Origin of the sequence: Streptomyces sp. NPDC058239, from assembly GCF_042882185.1 — a bacterium.
GTDB lineage: Bacteria > Actinomycetota > Actinomycetes > Streptomycetales > Streptomycetaceae > Streptomyces.
Window position 1 is genome coordinate 123,571 of sequence record NZ_JBHVWS010000004.1, and the last position, 26,972, is coordinate 150,542.

Below are 26,972 nucleotides of genomic sequence, written 5' to 3' on the forward strand. Positions count from 1 at the left end.
AGGGCCCCGTAACGGCGGACAACGTGGCATATGCACAGGTCAGCCACCGAAATCCGGCCAGATGGGCAAGGCTCGGGCGCGGCTGAGACCGCGGAGTAAGAGGCCGGCGCCGGAATCTCCACCGAATCTGTACGCCGCTGTCACTTCCGTTTCGAGCGGGTACGAGGGTGTTGATCCGCAGACGGTCCCGCATATGCGCGACCTGGCCGGGTCGGGTGCGGAACTGCGGCCGCCGTCCATTCTCCCCGTCCAGACGTGCGGTCATGCGCCGTCCCGGCCACTGATCGAACCGATTGTGCCGACACCGCGGATCAGCCGGTCGCCGCCCGCCAGGATCGCCGCCGCCAGGGCGTCCGCGGCCTCCTGCGCCCCGTCCCGGCGGCGGCCGTGCAGCAGGACGAAATCCACATCGCCCAGCTCCGGCAGACCCGCTCTGGCCGGCACCGGCGCCAGACCCGGCGGGATCAGTCCCCGGCTGTGAGCCATCACGCCAAGGCCCGCGTGGGCCGCAGCGATCAGTCCGCTGAGGCTGGTGCTCGTACAGGCGACACGCCAGGACCGGCCGTGCTCCTCCAGGACCTCCAGAGCGCGGGCCCGGGTGATGCCCGGCGGTGGGAAGAGGATCAGCGGCACCGGACGATCCGGGTCGATCCGCAGCTGCGGTGCACCTATCCAGGTGAGCGCGTCCTGCCAGACCAGTTCGCCGTGCGTGTCGCCGGCGCGCCGCTTGGCGAGCACCAGATCGAGCCGGCCCGCAGCCAGCCGCTGGTGCAGCGTCCCGGAGAGCTCCACCGTCAGCTCCAGCTCGACCTCCGGGTGGTCGCGGCGGAACGACTCCAGGATCTCCGGCAGCCGCGTCAGCACGAAGTCCTCGGAGGCCCCGAACCGCAGCCGTCCGCGCAGCCGGGTGCCGGTGAAGAAGGTCGCGGCCCGCTCATGGGCCTCAAGTATCGTCCGGGCGAAACCGAGCATCGCCTCACCGTCCACGGTGAGATCGACCCGGTGCGTGTCCCGGGTGAACAGCTGCCGCCCCGTCGCATCCTCCAGGCGCCGCACATGCTGGCTCACCGTGGACTGCCGCACACCCAGCCGACGGGCCGCCTGGGTGAAGCTCAGTGTCTGGGCGACGGCGAGAAAGGTACGCAACTGCGCGGGGTCGTACATGGCCCCCAGGCTATCGCGAACCGTGATGACAGTGAGAGCGGTATGCCGGATTCCCGATCGCGATGATCAAGAGCAGGATGGAGAGGGGCACGACCAGAACCAAGAGAACATGTGGAGCACATGAGCCGCCGCACCCTGAAACTGCCGTCCTGGCTGCCGATCGACCCGTACATCCTGGCGCTGATCGGCACGGTCGTGCTGGCGGCGATCCTGCCCGCATCGGGGACCGCCGCCGATGTGGCGGGCGGCGCCTCGACCGGGGCCGTCGCCTTTCTCTTCTTCCTGTACGGCGCCCGTCTCTCCACCGCCGAGGCACTCGACGGCCTCAAGCACTGGCGGCTCCACCTCACCGTCCTCGTCTGCACCTTCGTGGCGTTTCCGCTGCTCGGTCTCGCGGCCAAGGGACTGGTGCCGTACGTCCTGACGCCGCAGCTCTACAGCGGCTTCCTCTTCCTGTGCCTCGTCCCCTCGACGATCCAGTCGTCGATCGCCTTCACCTCGATCGCCCGCGGCAATGTGCCCGCGGCGATCTGTGCGGGCTCCTTCTCCTCGATCGCCGGCATCTTCCTCACGCCGCTGCTCGCCGCCGCGCTGCTGGGCAACAGCGGCGGTGGATTCTCGGCCGATGCGCTGCTGAAGATCGCGGTCCAGCTGCTGCTGCCGTTCGTCGCGGGGCAGCTGCTGCGCCGCTGGATCGGTGGCTTCATCACCCGCCACAAGAAGGTCCTCGGCCATGTCGACCGCGGCTCGATCCTGCTCGTCGTCTACACGGCATTCAGCGAGGGCATGGTCGCGGGCATCTGGCACCAGGTCACCCCGGCCAGGCTCGGGGCGCTGCTCGGCGCCGAGGCGGTGCTGCTCGCGCTGATGCTCGCGCTGAGCTGGTACGGGGCGAAGCGGCTCGGCTTCGACCGTGGGGACCGGATCGCCATCCAGTTCGCCGGCTCGAAGAAGAGCCTGGCCTCCGGGCTGCCGATGGCGAGCGTCCTGTTCGGGGCGCAGGCGTCCCTCGCCGTACTGCCGCTCATGCTCTTCCACCAGATGCAGCTGATGGTGTGCGCGGTGATCGCCAAGCGCCGCTCGCGCGATCCGCAGGAGGAGAACCGGGAGAACAGTGCGGTGTCACGGGAGCCCGTCACGGTGGGCTGAGGATGCGCCCGGAGTCCCGCCCAGAGGGTGGGACCGGCCGGCGCAGGGGGCGCTCCCCGCCGGCCGGACCCCTGACCCGTGCAGACGGGCGGGGCGTATCAGCCCTGGCCGACCGTCGCCTCCAGGGCAATGCGGTGCTCACCCGCGTACACGTTCATGGAAGGACCCCGCAGAAAGCCGACCAGGGTCAGTCCGGTCTCGGCCGCCAGATCGACGGCGAGGGAAGACGGTGCCGAGACCGCCGCGAGCATCGGGATCCCGGCCATCACCGCCTTCTGGGCCAGCTCGAACGAGGCCCGCCCCGACACCAGCAGAATCGCCCGGGACAGCGGCAGCCGGTGGTCGGTCAGAGCCCGGCCGACCAGCTTGTCGACCGCGTTGTGCCGGCCGACGTCCTCCCGGACGTCGAGCAGTTCACCCGTCTCGGAGAACAGCGCCGCCGCGTGCAGACCCCCGGTCCGGTCGAAGACCCGCTGCGCGGCGCGCAGTCGGTCGGGGAGGGCGGCGAGCAGGGCGGGCTCGACCCGGACCGGGGGAGCGTCGGCGATCGGATGCCGGGTGGTGGTGCGCACCGCGTCGAGGCTCGCCTTTCCGCACAGCCCGCAGGACGACGTGGTGTACACATTGCGTTCGAGTGTGATGTCGGGGACCGGGACGCCGGGGGCGAGCTTCACATCCACGACGTTGTACGTGTTGACGCCGTCCGCCGTGGCCCCGGCGCAGTAGACGATCCCCTGCACCTCGGAGCCGTCACCAATCACGCCCTCGCTCACCAGGAAGCCCGCCGCCAGGGCGAAGTCGTCGCCCGGCGTGCGCATCGTGATGGCGAGCGGCTTGCCGTTCAGCCGGATCTCCAGGGGCTCCTCGGCGACGAGCGTGTCGGGGCGCGTGGTGACGGCCCCGTCCCGGATACGGATGGTGCGGCGACGCTCGGTGACCCGTCCCATAGCGGTTAAACCCGATTCTGTACGTGTTGGAAGCCGAACCGGCCCTTGATGCAGAGGTTGCCGTGGGTCACCGGATTGTCGTGCGGAGAGGTGACCTTGACGATCTCATTGTCCTGCACATGGAGTGTGACATTGCAGCCGACACCGCAGTACGCGCAGATGGTGGTGGTCTTCGTCTGGGCCTGTTCGTCCCAGGTCCCGGCCGCGCGCATATCGAATTCGGTCTTGAAGGAGAGCGCCCCGGTGGGGCACACCTCGATGCAGTTGCCGCAGTAGACACAGGCCGAATCGGTGAGCGGTGCGTCGTGCTCGGTGGAGATACGGGCGTCGAAGCCGCGGCCCGCGAGGGCGATCGCGAAGGTGTTCTGCCACTGCTCGCCGCAGGCGTCGACGCACTTGTAGCAGAGGATGCATTTGTCGTATTCGCGGACGTAGAGATCGTTGTCCACCTTCGGTTCCTCGTCGACGCGCGCCGCCTCGACGCCGAAGCGGTCCGGTTTCGCCTCGTACTCCTTGATCCACTCGGCGGCCCGCGGCGTCGTCGACAGGTCCGTGGACGAGGCGAGCAGCTCCAGCACGACCTTGCGGCTGTGCCGGGCGCGCTCACTGTCCGTCCGGACCGTCATGCCCGGCTCCGCACGGCGCGAGCACGCCGGGGCGAGGGTGTGGGCCCCCTCCACCTCGACGACGCACACCCGGCAGGCGTCTTCGAGGTGGCGCACGACGCCCGGTGCCTCGATCTCCGTGGCGGCGTAGACGACGCAGCCGATGGCGCGTTCGGGCGGCAGGGTGGCGCTGACCGTGCCCGCCGGGTCGACGCTGTTGATGCGGCGTCCGGCGTGCGGGCCGGTGAGCCCGTGGAAGTACCACCACGGGATGCCGTTCTGCGCGGCGATGACCGCGGTGTCCCCGTGCAGCAGCGGATGAACCAGCGGGCCCGATGCCGCATAGGAGTTGGCCTTGGGCCCGAGAAACACATAGTCGACGGGCCCCACCTCGGAGGGGTCGTCGGTGGCCGAGGGGCGCGCGGTGAAGTCTCCGCGAGGGCTGAGGACGCGTACGCCGTCACGCCGCATCGCGGCCAGATGCGGCCCGCGGGCGATGAGATGGACCTCGGCGCCGGCGCGGTGGAGCGCGGCCCCGACATAGGCGCCGATCGCACCGGCACCGACAACTGCGACTTTCACGGGGCTCTCCGTTCGGTAAGGGACCGAGCGAGGGAACAGGAGGCGATGCCAAGTCGACAGAATATTGTCTACAGTATGCGTTCAGGGCGGTCAAGGGTGTTGTCAAGCCTCCAAGCCTCGGCCGGTAATCCTGTGGGATCACGTGCACGCGTACCGGGCGGTAGCCACCAAGACTGGATAGTTCCTGCCATACAGCGAGGGGAACCTCTACATGACCGGCTCACGTGTCGTGGCGCTCGGCCACTATCAGCCCGCCAAGGTGCTCACCAACGACGATCTGGCGGCCATGGTCGACACCAGTGACGAGTGGATCACCAGTCGCGTCGGCATCAAGACCCGCCGTGTCGGAGGCCCTGACGAGCCGGTGGACGAGATGGCCGCGCACGCGGGGGGCAAGGCGCTCGCCGCGGCGGGGCTGCAGCCCGCCGAAGTCGATCTGGTTCTTGTCGCGACCTCCACCGCGATCGACCGTTCACCGAGCATGTCGGCCCGGGTCGCCGCCCGGCTCGGCATGGGCTCGCCCGCGGTGATGGACATCAATGTCGTCTGCTCCGGCTTCACGCACGCCCTCGCCACCGCCGATCACGCGATCAGGGCGGGCGCGGCCGAGCGCGTCCTCGTCATCGGCGCCGACAAGATGGCGGACATCGCGGACTGGACCGACCGCAGCACCTGTGTCCTGCTCGGCGACGGAGCCGGTGCGGCGGTCGTCGTCGCGGACCCGGACGGCGGCGACCGGCCCGGGATCGGCCCCGTGCTGTGGGGCTCGGTGCCGGAGATGGGGAACGCGGTACGGATCGAGGGGACGCCCCCGCGCTTCGCGCAGGAGGGGCAGTCCGTATACCGCTGGGCCACCACGCAGCTGCCGCCCATCGCCCGCAGAGTGTGCGAGAAGGCCGGTGTCGCCCCCGAGGATCTGGCCGCGGTGGTACTGCATCAGGCCAATCTGAGGATCATCGAACCGGTCGCCAGGAAGATCGGTGCGGTCAACGCGGTCATCGCCCGGGATGTCGTGGATTCCGGCAATACGTCCGCGGCGTCCATCCCGATGGCCCTGTCCAAGCTGGTGGAACGCGGCGAGGTCCTCAGCGGCGGGCCGGTGCTGCTTTTCGGCTTCGGCGGGAATCTCTCGTACGCGGGTCAGGTGATCCGCTGTCCCTGAGGGGCGTTGCGCTCGGTAGACTGTAGACGATAAGCAATTGCTCGTCGCCCGGAGGGGGACCGCGATGTTGTCCACAGGACTGCCGCAAGGGGCTGTGCCGAAGCTGGAACGGCCCGGTCCGCTACGCGAGCGCGTGTACGAGGCGCTGCTCGAGCTCATAACGACGCGTGCGCTCCGCCCCGGCCAGCATCTGGTCGAGAGCGAGCTGGCCGGCCATCTCGGAGTGTCCAGGCAGCCGGTGCGGGAGGCGTTGCAGCGGCTGAACACCGAGGGCTGGGTCGATCTGCGGCCCGCCCAGGGCGCATTCGTCCATGAGCCCACCGAGGACGAGGCCGACCAGCTGCTCTCGGTCCGCACCCTCCTGGAGGCCGAGGCCGCCCGTCTTGCCGCGGCCAACTCCGGCACGGCCGGGATCGCCGCCCTGGAGGAGCTCTGCGCCAAGGGTGAGCAGGCTGTCGCCGACGACGACGTGGACCTGGCGGTCGCCACCAACGCGGCCTTCCATGCCAAGGTCATGGAGCTGGCCGGCAATGTAGTCCTGTCCGAACTCGCCGGGCAGGTGGACCGCCGGGTGCGCTGGTACTACACCCCGGTGGCCCGCCGGCGCGGCACCCAGTCCTGGATCGAGCACCGCTCGCTCATCGCGGCGATCTCCTCGCGTGACGAGCGGCGGGCCACGGAGATCATGAGGGCGCACACGGAACACACGCGCAAGACGTACCACCAGCGCGAAGAGAGCTAGCGCGCGGCCGGACAGGTCGAACGGCGTGGTGAGAGAAGGGTCTGGGCTTTGAGCCCCGGCCCTTTTCCGCGTTCCGCGCCGTCCTGGTCCCTGGTGCCGCCCGGTTTTCTCACGATCAGATGTTCAATCGAACATCGATGTGTTAGAAATGAGTCATGGGTGTCGCCAATCGTCTGGACCTGACCCTGCGATTGGTGCAGGGCTCCGACCGGGTTTCCGTGTCGGAGCTCTCCCATCGCCTGGGGGTCTCCGAAATGACCGTCCGCCGGGATCTCGACGCACTGGAGCGGCAGGGGCTGGTGCGCAGGGTGCACGGCGGTGCGGTCGCCACGCGTCCGCGGGAGGAGGGCGCGGGCTTCGTTGCCCGTGAGCCGTGGCAGGCCGCGACGAAGGACCGGCTCGGTGCGGCCGTGGCCGCGATGGTGGAGCCGGGATCGCGGGTGCTCCTCGACGCGGGCACCACCACCGTGCACGTCGCCGAGCACCTGGCCGAACGGGCGCCCCTGACGGTGGCGGTGCTCAGTCTTCAAGCCGCGGTCCGCCTGGCGGACCGGCCCGGCATCGAGCTGCTGATCGTCGGCGGCCGGTCCCGCCCCGGTGAACAGTCGCTGGTCGGCCCGCTGGCCCTGCGCACCATCGAGGCGCTGGCCTTCGACTGCTTCGTACTGTCCATCGGCGGTGTGCACGCCGAGTACGGCTGGTCGGAGTTCTCGCTGGACGACGCGGCCGTCAAGCAGGCCGCGCTCGCGCAATCGGATCGGACCATCGCCGTTGCCGACGCGACCAAACTCGGGGTGCGCGCGTTCAGTCAGGTCGCCGCCGTCGGTGCGGTGGACGTGTTCGTCACCGACAGCGCGGCCCAGGACGCCGCCACCCACCCCAATGGCCCGCTGACGCTGTCCGCCCTGCGCGACGCGGGCGTTGGCACCGTCCTGGCCTGAGAACCGGATCAACCGCGAGGAGCACACATCATGACCGCAGGCCTGGACACCCCCGACCGCCGCGGGCGCACCGGTCTGGACCGGCACGGCCGCGACCTGACCGGCAATCCGCGGGTGCGCATCAGCGACGTGGAGGTGCTGTCCTGCGACTGGTACGTCCTGCGCAGGACGACCTTCGACTATCAGCACAGCGACGGCCATTGGAGCCGGGAACAGCGCGAGACCTACGACCGGGGCGACGGCGCCACGATTCTGCTCTACCACCCCGATCGCCGCACAGTTCTGCTGACCCGTCAGTTCCGGCTGCCCGCCTACGTCAACGGGCACCACGACGGGATGCTGATCGAGACCGCCGCCGGGCTGCTCGACGGCGACAGCCCCGAGGAAGCCATCCGCAGGGAAGCGGCCGAGGAGACCGGACACCTCGTCGGCACCCCCGAGCGCGTCTTCGACGTCTACATGAGCCCCGGCTCGGTCACCGAACGCCTGCACTTCTTCGCCGCCCCCTACCGTTCGACGGCAGACACCGCCGGCGCACACGGGGTCGCGGCCGAGGGCGAGGACATCGAGACCGTGGAACTCCCCTTCGAGGAGGCTCTCTCCATGGTCCGCGGCGGGGCCATCGCCGACGCCAAGACCATCATGCTGCTCCAGTGGGCGGCCCTGGACGGCCCGTTCCGGCATCGCTGACCTCCGACCCGAACCGCCCCGGTGCACGCCCCGAATGTCACCCGCGCCGGTGGCCGGACCATGACCTGACCGAACGGCTTTGTCCTCGGTGTGGAGAAAGTTGTAGCGGATTCCTGCGCAACTTCTTCCCACTCCCGGCAACCGCTGCTACGTTCCCCTCGAAAGCCCGACGGACAGGCCGATGTGGCGGGGAGGGGCGCGTGAGACGTATGACGGCACGACCCGCGAATGCGCATCAAGCGCGACTGCTCAGGCTGTTGCGCGACGGCGGGCCCAACTCACGGGCACAGCTGGGGGATCAGGTCGATCTCTCCCGCTCCAAGCTCGCCGTCGAGGTCGACAGGCTGCTGGAGACCGGACTTGTCGTGGCCGACGGACTCGCCGCATCCCGCGGAGGACGTCGCTCGCACAACATCCGGCTCGCCCCGCAGCTGCGCTTCCTCGGCGTCGACATCGGTGCCACATCCGTCGATGTGGCCGTCACCAACGCCGAGTTGGAGGTCCTGGGTCACCTCAACCACCCCATGGACGTACGCGAAGGGCCCGTCGCCATCTTCGAGCAGGTGCTGTCCATGGCGGCCAAGCTCCGGGCCTCCGGGCTCGCCGAAGGATTCGACGGCGCGGGCATCGGCGTACCCGGACCGGTCCGCTTCCCCGAAGGGGTACCGGTCGCACCGCCGATCATGCCGGGCTGGGACGGCTTCCCGGTACGCGAGGCGCTCAGCCAGGAACTGGGCTGCCCCGTCATGGTCGACAACGATGTGAACCTGATGGCGATGGGGGAGCAGCACGCGGGCGTCGCGCGCTCCGTGGGCGACTTCCTCTGCGTCAAGATCGGTACAGGTATCGGCTGCGGCATCGTCGTCGGCGGCGAGGTCCACCGCGGTACGACGGGCAGCGCCGGAGACATCGGCCACATCCAGGTCGAGCCCGAAGGACGCGCCTGCGCCTGCGGCAACCGGGGCTGCCTGGAAGCCCACTTCAGCGGTGCCGCGCTCGCCCGCGACGCCGAGGACGCGGCGCGCGCCGGGCAGTCGGCGGAACTCGCGGGCCGGCTGGAGGCGGCCGGAAAGCTCACCGCCGCCGATGTGGCCGCCGCCGCGGCCGCCGGTGACGCGACCTCGCTCGACCTGATCCGCGAAGGCGGCAACCGGGTCGGCCAGGTCATCGCGGGACTTGTCAGCTTCTTCAATCCCGGACTGGTGGTGATCGGCGGCGGTGTGACCGGACTCGGCCACACGCTCCTCGCCAGCGTCCGGACCCAGGTCTACCGGCAGTCGCTGCCGCTGGCCACCGGCAATCTTCCCATCGTGCTGGGCGAGTTGGGACCGGCCGCCGGAGTGATCGGCGCCGCCCGCCTCATCAGCGACCACCTGTTCTCACCGGCCTGACCCTCGGGCCGGCAGCACATCGGCACAGACCGGAAACACCCGCACCACCGCACCTGGTACAGCCCTGCCCGCTCACCGGCCTTCCCCAAGCTCTCGGCTGCGCTCGAGCCGGGGAGACCCCACTAGCCGAGGGGATTTGTCATGGCACCGGAACCACCCCTGCTCACCATGTCCGGCATCACCAAGTCGTTCCCCGGAGTACGCGCCCTGGACGGCGTCGACCTGGAGGTCCAGGCCGGCGAAGTCCACTGTCTCCTCGGGCAGAACGGCGCCGGCAAGTCCACCCTCATCAAGGTGCTCGCCGGGGCCCATCAGCCCGACGGCGGCGAGATCACCTGGCGCGGCGAACCGGCCGCGCTCAAGTCGCCCATCGCCGCGATGCGCCTGGGCATCGCCACCATCTACCAGGAACTCGACCTGGTCGAGGGACTGTCGGTCGCCGAGAACGTCTTCCTCGGCCATGAACCCACCACCGCCCGCTTCGTCGTCCGTACCCGCGAGGGCCGCACGGCGGCCGCCGCACTGCTGAAGCGGCTCGGCCACCCGGAGATCGACCCGGCCAGGGCGGTCGGCGAACTGTCCGCCGCCCAGCAGCAGATCGTCTCCATGGCGCGGGCGCTCTCCCACGACGTACGGCTCATCGTGATGGATGAGCCGTCCGCCGCACTCGACCCCGACGAGGTCGACAACCTCTTCCGTATCGTCGCCGCCCTCACCGCCGACAAAGTCGCCGTCGTCTACATCTCGCACCGCCTGGAGGAGATCCGCCGGATCGGCGACCGTGTGACCGTGCTCAAGGACGGCCGGGCCGTCGCCGTGGGGCTGCCCGCCAAGTCCACACCGACACGAGACATCGTTGCCATGATGACCGGCCGCAATGTCGAGTACGTCTTCCCGCCGCGCGCCACGGGCAGCGCGGGAGCGGCAGTGGCGGAGCCGGTACTGAAGGTCGAGGGACTGGCCAGGAAGGGCGAATTCGACCCGCTGGACCTTGAGCTCCGGCCCGGCGAGATCGTCGGCCTGGCCGGACTCGTCGGATCGGGGCGCTCCGAGATCCTGGAGACCGTCTACGGCGCCCGCAGGCCGAGCGCCGGACGGGTCACCGTGGCCGGCAAACAGCTCCGGCCCGGCAGCGTCCGCGCGGCCGTCGCCGCAGGCATCGGGCTCGCCCCGGAGGAACGCAAGGCGCAGGCCCTGCTGATGCTCGAATCCGTCACCCGCAATGTCTCCGTCTCCTCCATGTCCCGCTTCTCCAGGGCAGGTTGGCTCGACCGGGGGGCCGAGCGCCGGGCGGCCCGTGCCGCCACCCGCGAGCTCTCCCTGCGTCCCGACAACCCGGACACCCCCGTCCGCACGCTCTCCGGCGGCAATCAGCAGAAAGCCGTCCTGGCCCGCTGGCTGCTGCGCGGCTGCCGGGTGCTGTTGCTCGACGAACCGACCCGCGGTGTCGACGTCGGCGCCCGCGCCGAGCTCTACGCCGTGATCCGCCGGCTGGCCGATGAAGGCCTCGCCGTGCTGCTCGTCTCCAGCGAGGTGCCCGAAGTGCTGGGCCTCGCCGACCGGGTGCTGGTGCTCCGCGAGGGCCGCGTCGTGCATACGGCGGACGCCCGGGAGCTCGACGAGCACCGCGTACTCGACCTAGTGATGGAAGGGAGCCCGACGTCATGACGCAGCCCGTCTCCTCGGCACAGCAGGGCGGGCCGGACAAGGGGGCCGCCCCCGCCCCGGTCGCCGAACCCCGTAAGAAGGACGGACCTTCGCGCACCTTCGGCCTGCGCGCGGACGTCCGCAACCTCTCGCTCCTCGGCGTCCTCGCCGTACTTGTCGCCGTCGGCGGGTTCACCGAGCCCGACGCGTTCCTGGACACCGGGAACCTTCAGCTGATCCTGACCCAGTCGTCCGTCATCGGCGTCGTCACCGTCGGGATGACCTTCGTCATCACCAGCGGCGGCATCGATCTGTCGGTCGGCGCGATGGTCGCGCTCGCCTCCGTCTGGGCGACCACGCTCGCCACCCAGGAGTACGGGTTCGCGGGAATTCTGTTCACCGCCGTGATCGTCGGACTCGGTGCCGGGCTGGTGAACGGGGTGCTCATCGCGTACGGCCGGATGGTGCCGTTCATCGCGACGCTGGCCATGCTCGCCTCGGCCCGCGGGCTCGCCCTCCAGATCACCGACGGCAAGACCCAGATCGTCACCGTCAAGTCGGTCCTCGACCTGGGCCTGCCCGACTCGTACGTCCTCGGCATCCCGCCCCTGGTCATGATGTTCGCCGCGGTGACCGTCATCGGCTGGCTGGTGCTGAACCGCACGACCTTCGGACGACGTACGGTCGCGGTCGGCGGCAACGCGGAAGCGGCCAGGCTGGCCGGTATCGACGTACGACGGCAGCGGCTCTACCTCTATCTGCTCTCCGGGCTGTGCTGCGGCATCGCCGCCTTCATGCTGATCATCCTTTCCGGCTCGGGACAGAACACCAACGGCAATCTGTACGAGCTCGACGCCATCGCCGCAGCGATCATCGGCGGCACCCTGCTCAGCGGCGGACGCGGCACCATCGTCGGCTCCGTCCTCGGCGTCCTCGTCTTCACCACCATCACCAACATCTTCGCTCTCAACAATCTGCAGAGCGATGTCCAGCAGATCGCCAAGGGCGCGATCATCGTCGCCGCCGTCCTGGTCCAGCGCCGCACATCGGCGCACGGGGAGACCTGAGCCCTCGGGCGCACTCCCGGCAGCTCCGCTTCTCCACCCCACCCACCGCCCTGTACGCCATATGTGACATGTCACGCACCGGATGAAGGGTTTGACAGCCATGCCAGAAACCAGCCGCAGAGGACTGCTCTTCGGCACCGCAGCCGTCTCCGCGGGCGCCCTCCTCACCGCCTGCACCAGCAACGAGCCCAAGAAATCGGAGACCGCGCAGAGCAATCAGCCCGCCGCCGACGACAAGCCCGGCAAGCCCGTCACCATCGGCTTCGCGGGCCCGCAGGCCGACCACGGCTGGCTCAACGCCATCAACGAGAACGCCAAGTCGCGGGCGGCGAAGTACTCCGAGGTGACCCTGGAGATCACCGAGGGCTCCAACGACACCGCCGCGCAGATCGGCCAGGTCAAGACCCTCATCAACAAGAAGGTCGACGTCCTCGTCATCCTCCCCGCCGACGGCAAGGCGCTCACCCAGGTCGGTCTGGAAGCGATGAAGGCGGGTATCCCCGTCGTCAACCTGGACCGGATCTTCGCCTCGCCGCAGGCGTACCGCTGCTGGGTCGGCGGCGACAACTACGGCATGGGCCTCAACGCCGGTACGTACATCGGCGAGCAGCTCAAGGACAAGGCGAACGCCAAGGTCGTCGAGCTGGCCGGCATCGACAACCTGGAGCTCACCAAGCAGCGCAGCCAGGGCTTCGCCGACGCGCTGAAGAACTACCCCAACATCAAACTGGTGGCCCGTCAGGCCGCCGATTTCACCGTCGAGTCGGGCCAGGCGAAGATGGCCCAACTCCTTCAGGCGCAGAAGAAGTTCGACGCCCTGTGGAACCACGACGACGATCAGGGCGTGGGCGCGCTGCGCGCCATCCAGCAGGCGGGCCGCGACGAATTCCTGATGGTCGGCGGCGCCGGTGCCAAGTCCGCGATGGATGCCATCAAGGCCGACAACAGCGTGCTGAAGGCCACCGTTCTCTACCCGCCGACGATGGCCGCGTCCGCCATCGACCTGGCCCGCGCACTCGGACAGGGCAAGGGCATCGGCGGCCTGGCCGAACTGGAGATCCCGACCAGTCTCACCCTCTACTCGGCCGTGGTCACCAAGGAGAACATCGACCAGTACCTGCCGACGGGCTTCAGCTGATCCGCCCCGCAGGAGGGTCCTGACCCTCCTGCCGAGCCCATCGAACGACCGACGAGGAGGAAGCCCGGATGGCCCGTAGGGAAGAGACGGATCAGGAGGCCGCAGCGCCGCCGCCGACGTATCGGCCGATGACGAGTGCGCCGACGCTGGGAGTCGGCATGGTCGGATACGCGTTCATGGGCGCCGCCCACTCGCAGGGGTGGCGCACCGCCGGACACGTCTTCGAACTGCCGATGAAACCGGCTCTCGCCGCGATCTGCGGACGCGACCGGGCAGCGGTCGAGGCGGCGGCCGCCCGCCACGGCTGGGCGGCGGCGGAGACCGACTGGCGGGCCCTGATCGACCGGGACGATGTGCAGCTCGTCGACATCTGCACCCCCGGCGACAGCCATGCCGAGATCGCCATCGCCGCCCTGGAGGCGGGCAAACACGTGCTGTGCGAGAAGCCGCTCGCCAACACGGTCGCCGAGGCCGAGGCCATGACCGAGGCGGCGGAGCGCGCGGCGGCCCGCGGTCAGGTGGCGATGGTGGGCTTCAACTACCGCAAGGTGCCCGCGATCACGTATGCCCGGCAGCTGATCGCCGAGGGGAGGATCGGCACCTTGAGGCATGTCCGCGCCACCTACCTCCAGGACTGGCTCGTCGACCCCGAATCACCGCTCACCTGGCGGCTGAAGCGGGAGCGGGCCGGCTCGGGAGCGCTCGGCGACCTGGGGGCGCACATCGTCGACCTGGCCCAGTATCTGGCGGGGGAGCTGCTGGTCGGGGTGTCGGCGGTCAGTGAGACGTTCGTGACGCAACGGCCGCTGCTCGCCGGCCCGTCGGCCGGGCTCTCCGGCGCCGCGGACTCGGCCGAGCGGGGCGCGGTGACCGTCGACGACGCGGCCCTGTTCACCGGCCGGCTCGCCTCCGGGGCGCTGGCCTCGTTCGAGGCGACCCGGATGGCGGCCGGACGGAAGAACGCGCTGCGGCTGGAGATCAACGGGGAGCACGGCTCGCTCGCCTTCGATCTGGAACGGCTCAACGAACTGTCCTTCCACGACCACACCGAACCCGCCACCACGGCAGGGTTCCGGCGCATCCTCGTCACCGAACCCCAACACCCCTACCTGGAGGCGTGGTGGCCGCCGGGCCACGCCCTGGGCTACGAGCACACCTTCGTCCACCAGGCCCGTGACCTGGTGCGGACGATCGCCGAAGGAACCGCCCCCGCACCGTCGTTCGCCGACGGACTGCAGGTGCAGCGGGTGCTCGCAGCGGTGGAGGAGAGCGCCGAGAAGAACTCCGTACACACCCCCGTAGTTCTCTAGGAGGTCCTGCGCATGCCCCGTCCCTTCACACTCTTCACCGGCCAGTGGGCCGACCTGCCGCTGGAGGAGGTCTGCCGGCTGGCCCGGGACTTCGGGTACGACGGGCTCGAACTCGCCTGCTGGGGCGACCACTTCGAGGTCGACAAGGCTCTGACCGACCCCGGCTATCTGGACGGGCGGCGGCAGCTGCTCGACAAGTACGGACTGAAGTGCTGGGCGATCTCCAACCACCTCGTCGGCCAGGCCGTCTGCGACAACCCGATCGATGAACGGCACCAGGGGATCCTGCCGGCCCGGATCTGGGGCGACGGTGAACCCGAAGGGGTGCGCCAACGGGCCGCCGAGGAGATCAAGAACACCGCCCGCGCGGCCGCCGCCTTCGGTGTGCGTACCGTCATCGGCTTCACCGGCTCCTCGATCTGGCACCTGGTCGCGATGTTCCCGCCCGTCCCGCCGCAGATGATCGAGCGGGGTTACGAGGACTTCGCCGAGCGCTGGAACCCGATCCTGGACGTCTTCGACGCGGAGGGCGTGCGGTTCGCCCACGAGGTGCACCCCAGCGAGATCGCGTACGACTACTGGACCACGCACCGCGCTCTGGAGGCCGTCGGCCACCGGGCCGCGTTCGGGCTGAACTTCGACCCCAGCCACTTCGTCTGGCAGGACCTCGACCCGGTCGGCTTCCTGTACGACTTCCGGGACCGGATCTACCACGTGGACTGCAAGGAGGCCCGCAGGCGGCTGGACGGCCGCAATGGCCGACTCGGCTCCCATCTGCCGTGGGGCGACCCGCGGCGCGGCTGGGACTTCGTCTCCGCCGGGCACGGTGACGTGCCGTGGGAGGACGTCTTCCGGATGCTCCGGTCCATCGAGTACGAGGGGCCGATCTCCGTCGAGTGGGAGGACGCGGGGATGGACCGGCTGGCGGGTGCGCCGGAAGCGCTTGCCACGCTGAAGCGGTATGACTTCGAGCCACCGTCGGCTTCGTTCGACGCGGCGTTCGGGGGCGGGGACTGACGGGTCCTTCCGGGGGGCTGCCCCCGGTCCTCCGCTCCTCGGTCGCCGAAAACCAAGCCCGTCCGGCGATCGAGGACCGGGGTCCGGGGCGGAGTCCCGGTTCGTGAAGGGGCGGGGCAGGCAGAGAGTCGGCCGCCACCCCGCGCTCACCCCTGCCCTCGCACCGCTTTGTCCTGATGCAGGAAAAAGTTCAACAAGACCGCTGCGTAAGGGCTTTCCGTCCCGGACGAACAGGTCTACCGTCCCAAACGTGTTCATGACATGACCCGGGTCACCGGCGCCCCACAGGCCCCGTATGACCTGCGCGGCAGTCCCCGCGCAGAACGGCACGGCAGCACCCGCCCGTACAACCGGCACTCTCCGGAGGACACTCGTGCACAGAACCAGAAGCAGGAGCAGAACGCGGCTCCGCGTCCGTAAATCCCTCGCGCTGCTCACCGGCGGACTGCTCGCGGCGGCCACCCTCGCCCTGGGTGCCTCGCCCGGAGCGGCCGCAGCAGGACCGTCCTCGCCGGCCGCCGCCGACGCGGCGGCCGAGGACTTCCAGCAGGTCACCCTCGCCAAGGGCGCAGCCGAGACCGGCGAGCCCATGTCGCTGGCCGTGCTCCCCGACCGCAGCGTCCTGCACACCTCGCGCAACGGCGAGCTGCGGATCACCGACAGCGCCGGCAACACCAAGGTCTCCGGCGTCCTGCCCGTCTACTCGCACGACGAGGAAGGCCTCCAGGGCGTCGGCATCGACCCCGAGTTCAGCGAGAACCGGGCGATCTACCTCTACTACGCACCCACGCTGGACACCCCCGCGGGCGACGCGCCCGAGACCGGGACCGCCGCCGACTTCGCCAAGTTCGACGGAGTGAACCGGCTGTCCCGCTTCGTCCTCAAGGAGGACGGCACCCTCGACCTGGCCAGCGAGAAGAAGGTCCTCGACGTCAAGACGTCGCGCGGCATCTGCTGCCACGTCGGCGGCGACATCGACTTCGACGCCCAGGGCAACCTGTACCTGTCGACCGGTGACGACTCCAACCCGTTCGCCTCCGACGGCTACAGCCCCATCGACCAGCGCCCCGACCGCAACCCGGCGTTCGACGCCCGGCGCACCTCGGGCAACACCAACGACCTGCGCGGCAAGGTCCTGAGGATCAAGGTCGCCGACGACGGCTCGTACACCATCCCCGAGGGCAACCTCTTCGCCCCGGGCACGGACAAGACCCGGCCCGAGATCTACGCGATGGGCTTCCGCAACCCGTTCCGCTTCAGCGTCGACAAGGCCACCGGCATCGTGTATGTCGGTGACTACGGCCCCGACGCGGGCGCGGCCGACCCGAAGCGCGGACCGGCCGGACAGGTCGAGTTCGCCCGGGTGACCAAGGCGGGCAACTTCGGCTGGCCGTTCTGCACCGGGAACAACGACCCCTTCATCGACTACGACTTCGCGACGAAGACCTCCGGCGCCGCCTTCGACTGCGCAGCCCCGAAGAACACTTCGCCGCACAACACCGGCCTGGTCGACCTGCCCGCGGCGCAGCCCGCGTGGATTCCGTACGACGGCGGCTCCGTGCCCGAGTTCGGTACCGGTTCCGAGTCGCCGATGGGCGGCCCCGTCTACCACTACGACGCCGACCTCGACTCGCCCGTGAAGTTCCCCGAGGCGTACGACGGGGACTTCTTCGCCGGCGAGTTCGGCCGGCAATGGATCAAGCGCATCGAGCAGGACGGCGACGGCACGGTCAAGTCCATCAACGACATCCCGTGGTCCGGGACCCAGGTGATGGACATGGCCTTCGGCCCGGACGGGGCGCTGTACGTCCTGGACTACGGTCTCTCCTGGTTCGGCGGCGACGAGAACTCCGCGCTCTACCGCATCGAGAACGCCACCGGTGGCCGTTCACCCGTCGCCGAGGCAGCTGTCAACAAGACATCCGGCACCGCACCGCTGAAGGTGCAGTTCTCCTCCGCGGGCACCACGGACGGTGACGGCGACGCACTCACGTACGCCTGGGACTTCGGCGACGGCGGAACCTCCACGGCCGCCAACCCGACGTACACGTACAAGAAGAACGGCACCTACACCGCCACCGTCACCGCCAAGGACCCCACCGGGCGCACCGGCGCGGCAAGCGTCCATGTGACCGTGGGCAACACGGCACCCAAGGTGAACCTGGAACTCCCCGGTGACGGGCAGCTGTTCGACTTCGGGGACGACATCCCGTTCAAGGTGACCGTCACCGATCCCGAGGACGGCACGATCGACTGCTCCAAGGTCGAGGTGCGCTTCGTCCTCGGCCACGACAGCCACGGACACCCCATCACCACCGTCAACGGGTGCTCCGGCACGATCAAGACCGCGATCGACGGCGGACACGACCCGAACGCGAACATCTTCGGAGTCATCGACGCCTCCTACACCGACAACGGAGGCGGCGGCCAGGCCGCGCTGTCCGGCCACGACCAGTCGCAGCTCCAGCCCCGCCACCGGCAGGCCGAGCACTTCACCTCGTCGTCCGGCATCAAGACGTACGACAAGGCGGCCGCCCACGGAGGGAAGACGGTCGGCGACATCGACAACGACGACTGGATCGCCTTCAAGCCGTACATCCTCGGCGACTCGACCAAGCTCACCGCCCGGATCGCCTCCGGCGGGGCGGGCGGCTTCCTCGAAGTACGGTCCGGATCCCCGACCGGCACGATCCTCGGCTCCGCACCGGTGCCGGTGACCGGCGGCTGGGAGAACTTCCAGGACATCGACGTACCGTTGCGCGGAGTTCCCAAGAAGGCCACGGAACTCTTCCTCGTCTTCAAGGGAGGCGCCGGAGCGTTGTACGACGTCGATGACTTCGAGCTCTCCAACAGCGCCCCCGACCGGACCGCCAAGCGGGTCCTGGTCTTCTCGAAGACGGCCGGCTTCCGCCACGACTCGATCCCCACGGGCATCGAGGCGCTGAAGGAACTCGGCAGGAGCAGCAACATCACCGTCGACTCCACGGAGGAGGCCGGCCAGTTCACGACCAGCAACCTGGCGCGGTACGACGCCGTCGTGTTCCTCTCGACGACCGGTGATGTGCTCAACGCCGATCAGCAGAAGGCATTCGAGAACTATGTGGCCACCGGCGGCGCCTACATGGGCGTGCACGCCGCCGCGGACACCGAGTACGACTGGGAGTTCTACGGCGGACTCGTCGGTGCGTACTTCGCCGGGCACCCCGCGATCCAGCCCGCCACCGTACGCGTCGAGGACCACAACCACCCGGCGACCGCACACCTCGACGACGCCTGGGACCGTACCGACGAGTGGTACAACTACCGCACCAACCCGCGCAGTCAGGCCAAGGTCCTCGCCACACTCGACGAGACGACCTACACCGGCGGCACCATGAAGGGCGATCACCCGATCACCTGGTGCCAGAGCTACCAGGGCGGCCGCTCCTTCTACACCGGCCTCGGCCACACCAAGGAGTCGTACGCCGAACCGGCCTTCCGTCAGCTCCTTCTCGGCGGCATGCGGTACGCGGCCGGTCAGGTGAAGGCCGACTGCAAGCCCGACACCGGCTACCGGTCGATCTTCAACGGCAAGACGCTCGAAGGCTGGAAGCAGGCCGGCCCCGGAAAGTTCGACGTCGTCGACGGTGAACTGCGCTCCGAGGGCGGCATGGGTCTGCTCACCTACCAGGCCAAGGAGCTCGGGTCGTACTCGCTCAAGCTCGACTGGAAGATGGAGGGCGACGACAACTCCGGTGTCTTCGTCGGCTTCCCGGAGTCCGACGACCCCTGGTCCGCGGTGAACAACGGCTACGAGGTCCAGATCGACGCCACCGACGCGCCCGACCGCACCACGGGCTCCGTCTACACCTTCAAGGCGGCGAACATCAAGGCCCGTGACCAGGTCCTGCGACCGCCCGGCCAGTGGAACAGCTACGAGATCAAGGTCCAGGGCGAACGTCTCCAGGTCTTCCTCAACGGAGTGAAGATCAACGACTTCACCAACACCGATCCGGTACGGAGCCTGAAGGACGGCTACATCGGCATCCAGAACCACGGTGCCAGTGATCATGTGTCCTTCCGCAACATCCAGTTGAAGGAACTGCCCTCGGCGTAGGGCGCACTCCGGCCGACGGCGGGCGGGGAAGGACCTCCTCCCCGCCCGCCGTCACCACCCGATCCCGTCCACCTCGTCGCACAGCGCCACTTGCTCTGCCCAGCCAGGACCCCCAGCCAGGGAGGCAGCCCGTGTCAGCACCCGCCGTTCGTACCGGAGTCTGGTTCATCGGAGCACGCGGCTCCGTCGCCACCACCGCCACAGCGGGGTGCGCGGCCATCGCAGCAGGGCTTCACCCGGCGGCGGGCATGGTCACCGAAACACCGCCGTTCGCCGAGAGCGCGCTGCCCACCCTCACCTCACTGGTCTTCGGCGGACACGACACCGTCGGCTGTCCGCTGCCCAAACGGGCCGAGGCACTGGCCACCGGGGGAGTGCTGCCGCACGGCCTGCCCTCGGCGGTACGCTCCGAACTCGCCGCCGCCGACGCGGAGATTCGGCCCGGCGGGCCGCTGCCCGGCGACACCCGCAGCGACGAGGAGCTCATCACCGCCTTCGCCGACGACCTCGCGGACTTCGGGCACCGGAACGACCTGGCCAGGACGGTCGTGATCAATGTCGCCTCCACGGAACCGCTCCCGGCCCCCGGCGAGCGGCGGTTGCCCGCCAGCTCGCTCTATGCCGCGGCAGCGCTCCGGGCAGGCTGCCCGTACATCAACTTCACCCCGTCCACCGGGCTGCGTACCCCCGCCCTCCAGGACGCCGTCGCGGGCTGCGGACTTCCTCACGCGGGCCGCGACGGCAAGACCGGCCAGACGCTGCTCCGCTCCGTACTCGCCCCGATGTTCGTGCAACGCGCCCTGCCTGTACGGGCCTGGTCGGGCACCAACCTGCTGGGCGGCGGGGACGGAGCGGCGCTGGCCGACCCGGGCGCGGCCGCGGCCAAGAACGCGGGCAAGGAACGCGTCCTCGCCGACACGCTGGGAACCGCGCCCGAGGGCGAGGTGCACATCGACGACGTACCGGCCCTCGGTGACTGGAAGACGGCCTGGGACCACATCGCGTTCGACGGATTCCTCGGGGCGCGCATGGTGCTCCAGACGACCTGGCAGGGGTGCGACTCCGCACTGGCCGCACCCCTGGTTCTGGACCTGGCCAGACTGGTGGCCCGCGCCCACGAGAAGGGGCTGACCGGCCCCTTGCCCCAGCTCGGCTTCTACTTCAAGGACCCGGACGGCGGCCCTGCCGCACTCTTCGAGCAGTACATGGCGCTGCTCGCCTTCGCCGAAACGCTGCGGGGGGAGAAGTGACGGTACGGGCCTGGGCGGAGCTGCTGCGGGTGTCGGCGCTGTTCACCGTCCCCGGCGACGCACTCGCCGGGGCAGCGGCGTCGGGCAGGCGCCCCGACCGCGGTACCGCGCTCGCCGTCGGCGCCTCGCTCTGCCTGTACGAGGCGGGCATGGCGCTCAACGACTGGGCCGACCGCGACGAGGACGCCGTCGACCGCCCGCACCGGCCGATCCCCTCGGGCCGCATCGCTCCCGGCGCGGCCCTCGCGGCGGCGGGCGCGCTGACGGCCGCAGGACTGGGCCTTGCCGCACGGGCCGGCCGACCGGCCCTCGCGGTTGCCACGGGGCTGGCGGCGACGGTCTGGGCGTACGACCTCCGTCTCAAGCACACCCCGGCGGGACCGGCGGCGATGGCGGCGGCCCGGGGACTGGATCTGTTGCTCGGCGCCACCGCCACCGGCGCGGCGAAGAGGGCGGCGGGCCAGGGGTCGCGTGCGGGCTCGGCGTCGCGTACGGCCTCGGGTGCGAGTGCGGCTACGGCTTCCGGTTCGCGCACGGGCCCGGGACCGGCCTCGGGTTCGCGTGGCTTCGTCTCCGGCGCCCTCCCGGCCGCCGGCCTGCTCGGGGCGCACACCTACGCCGTCACCGCCGTCTCACGGCACGAGGCGCAGGGCGGATCCACCACCGCGCCCCTCGCCGCGCTCGCGGTCACTGCCGCACTGGGCGCCGCAGCCCTGCGCGAGCAGCGCGGACCCGGGGACGCGAGCCCGGATGCGGGACGCGGCAGGAAGGGGGAGCCGCACCGGCCACCGGCGACCCCCGCCTCCACCACCCCCCGCCTCCTGCTCACCGCGCTCACGGGCTCCTACTTCCGTACGGCCGCGGGTCCCCTCCTCCACGCCGCCCTCAACCCGTCCCCGCCGCTCACCCAGCGCGCCGTCGGCGGCGGCATCCGGGCGATGATCCCGCTCCAGGCAGCACTCGCCGCCCGCGCCGGAGCAGCAGCTTCGGGGCTCGCCGTCATGGGACTCGTCCCGCTCGCCCGCACCCTCGCCCGGAAGGTGAGCCTCACATGACGATCCGCCTCGGCTACGGCACCAACGGGCTCACCGACCTCCGCCTGGACGACGCCCTCGCACTCCTCGCCGATCTCGGGTACGACGGGGTCGGGCTGACCCTCGACCACATGCACCTCGATCCCCTCGCCCCCGACGTCGCCGCGCGCACCCGCCACGTGGCGTCCAGGCTCCAGGAGCTGGGCCTCGGCGTCACGGTCGAGACCGGGGCCCGCTACGTCCTCGACCCCCGTCGCAAGCACGGGCCGTCGCTCCTCGACCCGGACCCCGAGGCCCGCGCAGCCCGCACCCGGCTGCTCGTCCGGGCCGTCGGCATCGCCGCCGACCTCGGTGCGCACGCCGTGCACTGCTTCAGCGGCATCACCCCACCGGACACCACCCCCGACACCGCCTGGCAGCGGCTCACCGACTCCCTCGCCCCCGTCCTGGACGCCGCCGACCGCTCCGGCATCCCCCTGGCGATCGAGCCCGAGCCCGGACACCTCCTCGCCGACCTCGCCGGCTTCCACCACCTGCGCGTTCTCAGCGGCGATCCACCACCGCTCGGACTGACCCTGGACATCGGCCATTGCCAATGCCTGGAACCCGCCCCGCCCGTCGACTGCATCCGCGACGCCGCCCCCTGGCTGCGGCACGTCCAGATCGAGGACATGCGCCGGGGCATCCATGAACACCTCCCGTTCGGTGAAGGCGAGATCGACTTCCCGCCCGTACTCGAAGCGCTCGACGCCCTTGCGGACACCGGCTACCGCGGCCTCACCGTCGTCGAACTGCCCCGTCACTCCCACGCCGGCCCCGAACTCGCCCGCACCTCCATCGAGTTCCTGCGCAAGCACAGTCCGTCGAGCCGCTGAAACCGCCGAAGGGAGCAACGCCATGCCGATGACCCCGACGACCATCCCGCTGCTGACCCGCAACGAACTCGACGCACAGCTCGGCGGAGCCGCGCGCGCCTGGCTCGACGAGGCCCTCGCCGAGGCCGAACACGTCGCCTGTCACGAGGACTCCGAACAGCCCGGCGGCCCGTACGCCGTACCGTCGTGGGAACTGCGGTACGCCGCCGCCGGCCGGTACTGCGGACTCGAACACGCCGACTCCGTACGCGCCCTGCTGCTCATCGAAGCCCGCGCCGCACTGCCCACCCTGACCAGGCTCTACGAGCAGGGCACTGCCGCCGAACGCCGCGCCGTCCTGATCACCCTGCACCGGCTGGACCTCGGCCCCACCGCCCTTCCGCTCGTCGAGGACGCCCTGCGCACCAATGACACCCGGCTGGTCGCCGCAGCCGTCGGCCCGTACGCCGCCGCCCATCTCGACGCGCACAACTGGCGCCACGCCATTCTCAAATGCCTCTTCACCGGTGTCCCCGTAGCTGCCGTCGACCAACTGGCACGGCGCTCGCGCGGCGACGCGGAACTGGCCCGCATGCTCGGCGACTTCGCGGCCGAACGCATTGCCGCGGGCCGCGACGTCCCCGCCGACCTCACCCGGGTGCTCGACCTCACCACTCCCGGCCCTGCCGCCCCCACGGAGGAGTCCTGATGCGTATCTTCGACCCCCACATCCATATGACCTCCCGCACCACGGACGACTATCAGGCGATGTACGACGCAGGTGTCCGCGCCCTCGTGGAACCCTCCTTCTGGCTCGGCCAGCCCCGTACCTCGCCCGCCAGCTTCCTCGACTACTTCGATGCCCTGCTCGGCTGGGAACCCTTCCGCGCCGCCCAGTACGGCATCGCCCACCACTGCACGCTCGCCCTCAACCCCAAAGAGGCGAACGACCCCCGCTGCACCCCCGTCCTGGACGCCCTGCCCCGCTACCTCGTCAAGGACTCCGTCGTCGCCGTGGGCGAGATCGGCTACGACTCCATGACCCCGGCCGAGGACACCGCCCTCGCCGCACAGCTCCAGCTCGCCGCCGACCACGGTCTGCCCGCCCTCGTGCACACCCCGCACCGCGACAAGCTCGCCGGTCTGCACCGCACCCTCGACGCCATCCGCGAATCCCACCTCCCCCCGGAGCGAGTCCTGCTCGACCATCTCAACGAGACGACCGTGAAGGACGCCATCGACAGCGGCTGCTGGGCCGGCTTCTCCATCTACCCCGACACCAAGATGGACGAGGACCGCATGATCGCGGTCCTCAGGACCCACGGCACCGAGAAGGTCCTGGTCAACTCGGCCGCCGACTGGGGAAGGAGCGACCCGCTCAAGACCCGCAAGGTGGGCGACGCGATGCTCGCCGCCGGGTTCAGCGAGGACGACGTCGACCAGGTGCTCTGGCGCAACCCCGTCGCCTTCTACGGGCAGAGCGGCCGGCTCCAGCTCGACATCGCCGCGCCGCAGCCACTCCACGAGGGCAACTCCATCCTGCGCGGCGGGGAGTGAGGCGATGCGCTTCCGCCACCCCGACGGCTCCACCGTCCACCTCTCATACTGCACCAACGTCCATCCCGCGGAGACACTCGACGGGGTCCGCACCCAACTGCGCGACCACTGCGAACCGGTCCGCAAACGCCTCGGCCGGGACAGGCTCGGCATCGGCCTCTGGCTCGCCAGGGACGCGGCCCGCAGCCTGATCAACGACCCGTCCCAGCTGCGCTCCCTGCGCGCCGAGCTGGACCGCCGCGGCCTGGAAGTCGTCACCCTCAACGGCTTCCCGTACGAGGGATTCGGCGCCGACGAGGTCAAGTACCGGGTGTACAAGCCGGACTGGACGGACCCGGAGCGGCTCGCCCACACCACCGATCTCGCCCGGCTCCTGGCCGGTCTGCTCCCCGACGACGTCACCGAAGGGACCATCTCCACCCTCCCGATCGCCTGGCGCACCCCGTTCGACTCCGACGCCGGGGCGGCCGCTCTCGCACACACCGCGCTCACCACCCTCGCAAACCGCCTCGACGCACTTGCCGAGCTCACCGGCAAGTCCATCCGCATCGGCCTCGAACCCGAGCCGGGCTGCACGGTCGAGACCACCGCCGACGCCATCGCACCGCTCACCGCCGTCGGACACCGGCGCATCGGCATCTGCATCGACACCTGCCACCTGGCCACCTCCTTCGAGGACCCCGACACCGCCGTCGACGCGCTCGACACAGCGGGCATCCCGGTGGCCAAGGCCCAGCTCTCCGCCGCACTGCACGCCGAACACCCCCACCTCCCCGAGGTACGCACCGCACTCGCCGCCTTCGCCGAGCCCCGCTTCCTCCACCAGACCCGCACCAGCACCGCCGCCGGGCTGCGCGGCACCGACGACCTCGACGAGGCGGTCACCGGCCGGGCCCTGCCCGACGGCGCCCCGTGGCGCGCCCACTTCCACGTCCCCCTGCACGCACCTCCCGCCCCACCGCTCACCTCCACCCTTCCCGTGCTCCGGTCCACGCTGACCCGGCTGGTCGGCGGCGCACGGCCCCTCACCAGGCACCTGGAGGTCGAGACGTACACCTGGCAGGCGCTCCCGGCCGCACTGCGCCCCCGCACCCGCACCCAGCTCGCCGACGGCATCGCCGCCGAACTGACCCTCGCCCGCGACCTCCTGGTCGACCTCGGCCTCAAGGAGCTCCCATGACCGCAGCCGAGCAGGCCACGACGCAGGCCACCACGCCCACCGCACCGACCCCGCTCCTCGTTCTCGACGTCGTCGGCCTCACCCCACAGCTCCTCGACCACATGCCGCACCTCAAAGCCCTGGGGCAGTCCGGCACCCACGCCCCTCTGGGCACCGTGCTCCCCGCAGTCACCTGCGCGGCCCAGTCCACCTTCCTCACCGGCACCACGCCCGCCGAGCACGGCATCGTCGCCAACGGCTGGTACTTCCGCGAGCTCGGTGACGTCCTGCTCTGGCGCCAGCACAACGGTCTGGTCGCCGGGGACAAGCTCTGGGACGCCGCCCGCCGCGCCCACCCCGGCTACACCGTCGCCAACATCTGCTGGTGGTACGCCATGGGCGCCGACACCGACATCACCGTCACCCCGCGCCCCGTCTACTACGCCGACGGCCGCAAGGAACCCGACTGCTACACCCGGCCGCCCGCCCTGCACGACGAACTCACCGAAAAACTCGGCACCTTCCCCCTCTTCCACTTCTGGGGCCCCGGCGCCGACCTCGTCTCCTCCCAGTGGATCATCGACGCGACCCGGCACATCCTCGACACCCGCCATCCCGACCTGGCCCTGTGCTACCTCCCGCATCTCGACTACGACCTGCAGCGCTACGGCCCCGACGACCCCCGCTCGTACCGGGCCGCGGCCGATCTGGACCGGGCCGTGGCACCCCTCCTGGACGACGCCCGCCGCGAAGGCCGCACCGTCGTCGCCCTCTCCGAGTACGGCATCACCCGCGTCGACCGGCCCATCGACATCAACCGGGCCCTGCGCCGCGCCGGCCTCCTGGAGGTCCACACCCAGGACGGCATGGAATACCTCGACCCGATGGCCTCCCGCGCCTTCGCCGTCGCCGACCATCAGCTCGCCCACATCTACGTGCGCCGCCCCGAGGACCTCGAAGCGACCCGCGAAGCCCTCCAGGACCTCCGGGGCATCGAGCAGCTCCTCGACGACGAGGGCAAGAAGGCACACGGCCTGGACCATCCGCGCTCCGGCGAACTGGTCGCCGTCGCGGACCCGGACGCCTGGTTCACGTACTACTACTGGCTCGACGACGCCCGCGCGCCCGACTTCGCGCAGCTCGTCGAGATCCACCGCAAACCCGGCTACGACCCCGTCGAACTCTTCCTGGACCCCCAGGACCCGTACGTCCGGGTCAAGGCCGCCGCGGCCGTCGCCCGCAAGAAGCTCGGCATGCGCTACCGCATGGCGGTCGTACCGCTGGACCCGTCACCTGTTCGCGGCAGCCACGGCCGCCTCCCCATGAGCGACGAAGAAGGTCCGCTCATCCTGTGCTCCACCCCCCACGCGTTCACCGGCCCCGTCCGGGCCACCGAAGTGAAGTCCTTGCTCCTCACGCTTGCCGGCCTCGCATGAGACCGGTCCGCACACGGCGTTTCGAGCATCTTCG

The 26,972-nt window shown here is 70.2% G+C and carries 22 protein-coding genes; 19 read left to right on the forward strand and 3 right to left on the reverse strand.

Going from position 1 to position 26,972, the window contains the following annotated elements; genetic code table 11:
- Window positions 1–261: 261 nt before the first annotated feature.
- Window positions 262–1,173 carry a LysR substrate-binding domain-containing protein gene (locus ACFVYE_RS07700; RefSeq protein ID WP_383962028.1) on the reverse strand — a complete coding sequence of 304 codons (912 nt, stop codon included), beginning with the start codon at window positions 1,171–1,173 and terminating at the stop codon, window positions 262–264.
- A 111-nt stretch (window positions 1,174–1,284) separates the two neighbouring features.
- Here ACFVYE_RS07700 and ACFVYE_RS07705 point away from each other — a divergent pair, with 111 nt between their 5' ends.
- Entirely contained in the window at window positions 1,285–2,313 is a 1,029-nt protein-coding gene (locus tag ACFVYE_RS07705) for a bile acid:sodium symporter family protein (RefSeq protein ID WP_383961925.1), read from the forward strand.
- Between the two features lie 98 nt (window positions 2,314–2,411).
- Here the strand turns inward: ACFVYE_RS07705 and fdhD are convergent, their stop codons facing one another.
- Together fdhD and ACFVYE_RS07715 are read right to left on the reverse strand one after the other, a co-directional pair.
- A complete protein-coding gene (gene fdhD / locus ACFVYE_RS07710; protein ID WP_389604563.1) occupies window positions 2,412–3,260 on the reverse strand; it encodes a formate dehydrogenase accessory sulfurtransferase FdhD in 849 nt (282 codons plus the stop codon).
- A 5-nt stretch (window positions 3,261–3,265) separates the two neighbouring features.
- Entirely contained in the window at window positions 3,266–4,447 is a 1,182-nt protein-coding gene (locus ACFVYE_RS07715; RefSeq protein ID WP_389604565.1) for a 2-dehydropantoate 2-reductase, read from the reverse strand.
- A gap of 211 nt (window positions 4,448–4,658) precedes the next feature.
- Here ACFVYE_RS07715 and ACFVYE_RS07720 point away from each other — a divergent pair, with 211 nt between their 5' ends.
- The 18 genes from ACFVYE_RS07720 to ACFVYE_RS07805 all read left to right on the forward strand — a co-directional run bounded on the left by ACFVYE_RS07720 (window position 4,659) and on the right by ACFVYE_RS07805 (window position 26,938).
- Window positions 4,659–5,609 carry a beta-ketoacyl-ACP synthase III gene (locus ACFVYE_RS07720; protein ID WP_383961933.1) on the forward strand — a complete coding sequence of 317 codons (951 nt, stop codon included), beginning with the start codon at window positions 4,659–4,661 and terminating at the stop codon, window positions 5,607–5,609.
- A 64-nt stretch (window positions 5,610–5,673) separates the two neighbouring features.
- Window positions 5,674–6,351 carry a GntR family transcriptional regulator gene (locus tag ACFVYE_RS07725; protein ID WP_389604568.1) on the forward strand — a complete coding sequence of 226 codons (678 nt, stop codon included), beginning with the start codon at window positions 5,674–5,676 and terminating at the stop codon, window positions 6,349–6,351.
- A gap of 155 nt (window positions 6,352–6,506) precedes the next feature.
- On the forward strand, window positions 6,507–7,292 hold the full coding sequence (locus ACFVYE_RS07730; protein WP_389604570.1) for a DeoR/GlpR family DNA-binding transcription regulator: 786 nt from the start codon (window positions 6,507–6,509) through the stop codon (window positions 7,290–7,292).
- A gap of 30 nt (window positions 7,293–7,322) precedes the next feature.
- Window positions 7,323–7,982: an NUDIX domain-containing protein gene (locus ACFVYE_RS07735; protein ID WP_383961942.1), complete on the forward strand. Its 660-nt coding sequence runs from the start codon at window positions 7,323–7,325 to the stop codon at window positions 7,980–7,982.
- A 209-nt stretch (window positions 7,983–8,191) separates the two neighbouring features.
- Window positions 8,192–9,373, forward strand: a complete 1,182-nt coding sequence (locus ACFVYE_RS07740; RefSeq protein ID WP_383961944.1) for an ROK family protein — start codon at window positions 8,192–8,194, stop codon at window positions 9,371–9,373.
- Window positions 9,374–9,514: 141 nt separating this feature from the next.
- The gene (locus ACFVYE_RS07745; RefSeq protein WP_389604572.1) at window positions 9,515–11,041 is read left to right on the forward strand and encodes a sugar ABC transporter ATP-binding protein; all 1,527 of its coding nucleotides are present in this window, start codon (window positions 9,515–9,517) and stop codon (window positions 11,039–11,041) included.
- Window positions 11,038–12,087, forward strand: a complete 1,050-nt coding sequence (locus tag ACFVYE_RS07750; protein WP_266356074.1) for an ABC transporter permease — start codon at window positions 11,038–11,040, stop codon at window positions 12,085–12,087. Before ACFVYE_RS07745 ends, ACFVYE_RS07750 begins: the two co-directional genes overlap by 4 nt.
- 100 nt (window positions 12,088–12,187) lie before the next feature.
- Entirely contained in the window at window positions 12,188–13,225 is a 1,038-nt protein-coding gene (locus ACFVYE_RS07755) for a substrate-binding domain-containing protein (RefSeq protein ID WP_114247671.1), read from the forward strand.
- 68 nt (window positions 13,226–13,293) lie between these two features.
- Window positions 13,294–14,535 carry a Gfo/Idh/MocA family protein gene (locus tag ACFVYE_RS07760; protein ID WP_383961951.1) on the forward strand — a complete coding sequence of 414 codons (1,242 nt, stop codon included), beginning with the start codon at window positions 13,294–13,296 and terminating at the stop codon, window positions 14,533–14,535.
- Between the two features lie 12 nt (window positions 14,536–14,547).
- Complete coding sequence (locus tag ACFVYE_RS07765; protein ID WP_383961954.1) at window positions 14,548–15,552, forward strand: sugar phosphate isomerase/epimerase family protein; 1,005 nt, start codon at window positions 14,548–14,550, stop codon at window positions 15,550–15,552.
- Between the two features lie 373 nt (window positions 15,553–15,925).
- Entirely contained in the window at window positions 15,926–19,648 is a 3,723-nt protein-coding gene (locus tag ACFVYE_RS07770; protein ID WP_383961957.1) for a ThuA domain-containing protein, read from the forward strand.
- A 131-nt stretch (window positions 19,649–19,779) separates the two neighbouring features.
- A complete protein-coding gene (locus ACFVYE_RS07775; protein WP_383961960.1) occupies window positions 19,780–20,898 on the forward strand; it encodes an inositol-3-phosphate synthase in 1,119 nt (372 codons plus the stop codon).
- Window positions 20,895–21,953 (forward strand): SCO3242 family prenyltransferase, encoded by a 1,059-nt coding sequence (locus tag ACFVYE_RS07780; RefSeq protein WP_389604576.1) that lies wholly within the window; start codon window positions 20,895–20,897, stop codon window positions 21,951–21,953. Before ACFVYE_RS07775 ends, ACFVYE_RS07780 begins: the two co-directional genes overlap by 4 nt.
- Complete coding sequence (locus tag ACFVYE_RS07785; RefSeq protein WP_383961966.1) at window positions 21,950–22,807, forward strand: sugar phosphate isomerase/epimerase family protein; 858 nt, start codon at window positions 21,950–21,952, stop codon at window positions 22,805–22,807. Before ACFVYE_RS07780 ends, ACFVYE_RS07785 begins: the two co-directional genes overlap by 4 nt.
- Before the next feature lie 22 nt (window positions 22,808–22,829).
- Window positions 22,830–23,495: an EboA domain-containing protein gene (locus tag ACFVYE_RS07790; RefSeq protein ID WP_389604578.1), complete on the forward strand. Its 666-nt coding sequence runs from the start codon at window positions 22,830–22,832 to the stop codon at window positions 23,493–23,495.
- A complete protein-coding gene (locus ACFVYE_RS07795; RefSeq protein WP_383961973.1) occupies window positions 23,495–24,343 on the forward strand; it encodes a TatD family hydrolase in 849 nt (282 codons plus the stop codon). The genes ACFVYE_RS07790 and ACFVYE_RS07795 overlap by 1 nt, the downstream gene beginning before the upstream one ends.
- 4 nt (window positions 24,344–24,347) lie before the next feature.
- Complete coding sequence (gene eboE / locus ACFVYE_RS07800) at window positions 24,348–25,523, forward strand: metabolite traffic protein EboE (protein WP_383961976.1); 1,176 nt, start codon at window positions 24,348–24,350, stop codon at window positions 25,521–25,523.
- Window positions 25,520–26,938 (forward strand): alkaline phosphatase family protein, encoded by a 1,419-nt coding sequence (locus ACFVYE_RS07805; RefSeq protein WP_383961979.1) that lies wholly within the window; start codon window positions 25,520–25,522, stop codon window positions 26,936–26,938. Before eboE ends, ACFVYE_RS07805 begins: the two co-directional genes overlap by 4 nt.
- Window positions 26,939–26,972: the final 34 nt, after the last annotated feature.

Coding starts and splice junctions, on each gene's coding strand:
- ACFVYE_RS07765 (WP_383961954.1), top strand. CDS start 14,548: ATGCCCCGTCCCTTCACACTCTTCACCGGCCAGTGGGCCGACCTGCCG.
- ACFVYE_RS07755 (WP_114247671.1), top strand. CDS start 12,188: ATGCCAGAAACCAGCCGCAGAGGACTGCTCTTCGGCACCGCAGCCGTC.
- ACFVYE_RS07740 (WP_383961944.1), top strand. CDS start 8,192: ATGACGGCACGACCCGCGAATGCGCATCAAGCGCGACTGCTCAGGCTG.
- ACFVYE_RS07760 (WP_383961951.1), top strand. CDS start 13,294: ATGGCCCGTAGGGAAGAGACGGATCAGGAGGCCGCAGCGCCGCCGCCG.
- ACFVYE_RS07725 (WP_389604568.1), top strand. CDS start 5,674: ATGTTGTCCACAGGACTGCCGCAAGGGGCTGTGCCGAAGCTGGAACGG.
- eboE (WP_383961976.1), top strand. CDS start 24,348: ATGCGCTTCCGCCACCCCGACGGCTCCACCGTCCACCTCTCATACTGC.
- ACFVYE_RS07785 (WP_383961966.1), top strand. CDS start 21,950: ATGACGATCCGCCTCGGCTACGGCACCAACGGGCTCACCGACCTCCGC.
- ACFVYE_RS07790 (WP_389604578.1), top strand. CDS start 22,830: ATGCCGATGACCCCGACGACCATCCCGCTGCTGACCCGCAACGAACTC.
- ACFVYE_RS07805 (WP_383961979.1), top strand. CDS start 25,520: ATGACCGCAGCCGAGCAGGCCACGACGCAGGCCACCACGCCCACCGCA.
- fdhD (WP_389604563.1), bottom strand. CDS start 3,260: ATGGGACGGGTCACCGAGCGTCGCCGCACCATCCGTATCCGGGACGGG.
- ACFVYE_RS07705 (WP_383961925.1), top strand. CDS start 1,285: ATGAGCCGCCGCACCCTGAAACTGCCGTCCTGGCTGCCGATCGACCCG.
- ACFVYE_RS07795 (WP_383961973.1), top strand. CDS start 23,495: ATGCGTATCTTCGACCCCCACATCCATATGACCTCCCGCACCACGGAC.
- ACFVYE_RS07745 (WP_389604572.1), top strand. CDS start 9,515: ATGGCACCGGAACCACCCCTGCTCACCATGTCCGGCATCACCAAGTCG.
- ACFVYE_RS07730 (WP_389604570.1), top strand. CDS start 6,507: ATGGGTGTCGCCAATCGTCTGGACCTGACCCTGCGATTGGTGCAGGGC.
- ACFVYE_RS07735 (WP_383961942.1), top strand. CDS start 7,323: ATGACCGCAGGCCTGGACACCCCCGACCGCCGCGGGCGCACCGGTCTG.
- ACFVYE_RS07720 (WP_383961933.1), top strand. CDS start 4,659: ATGACCGGCTCACGTGTCGTGGCGCTCGGCCACTATCAGCCCGCCAAG.
- ACFVYE_RS07750 (WP_266356074.1), top strand. CDS start 11,038: ATGACGCAGCCCGTCTCCTCGGCACAGCAGGGCGGGCCGGACAAGGGG.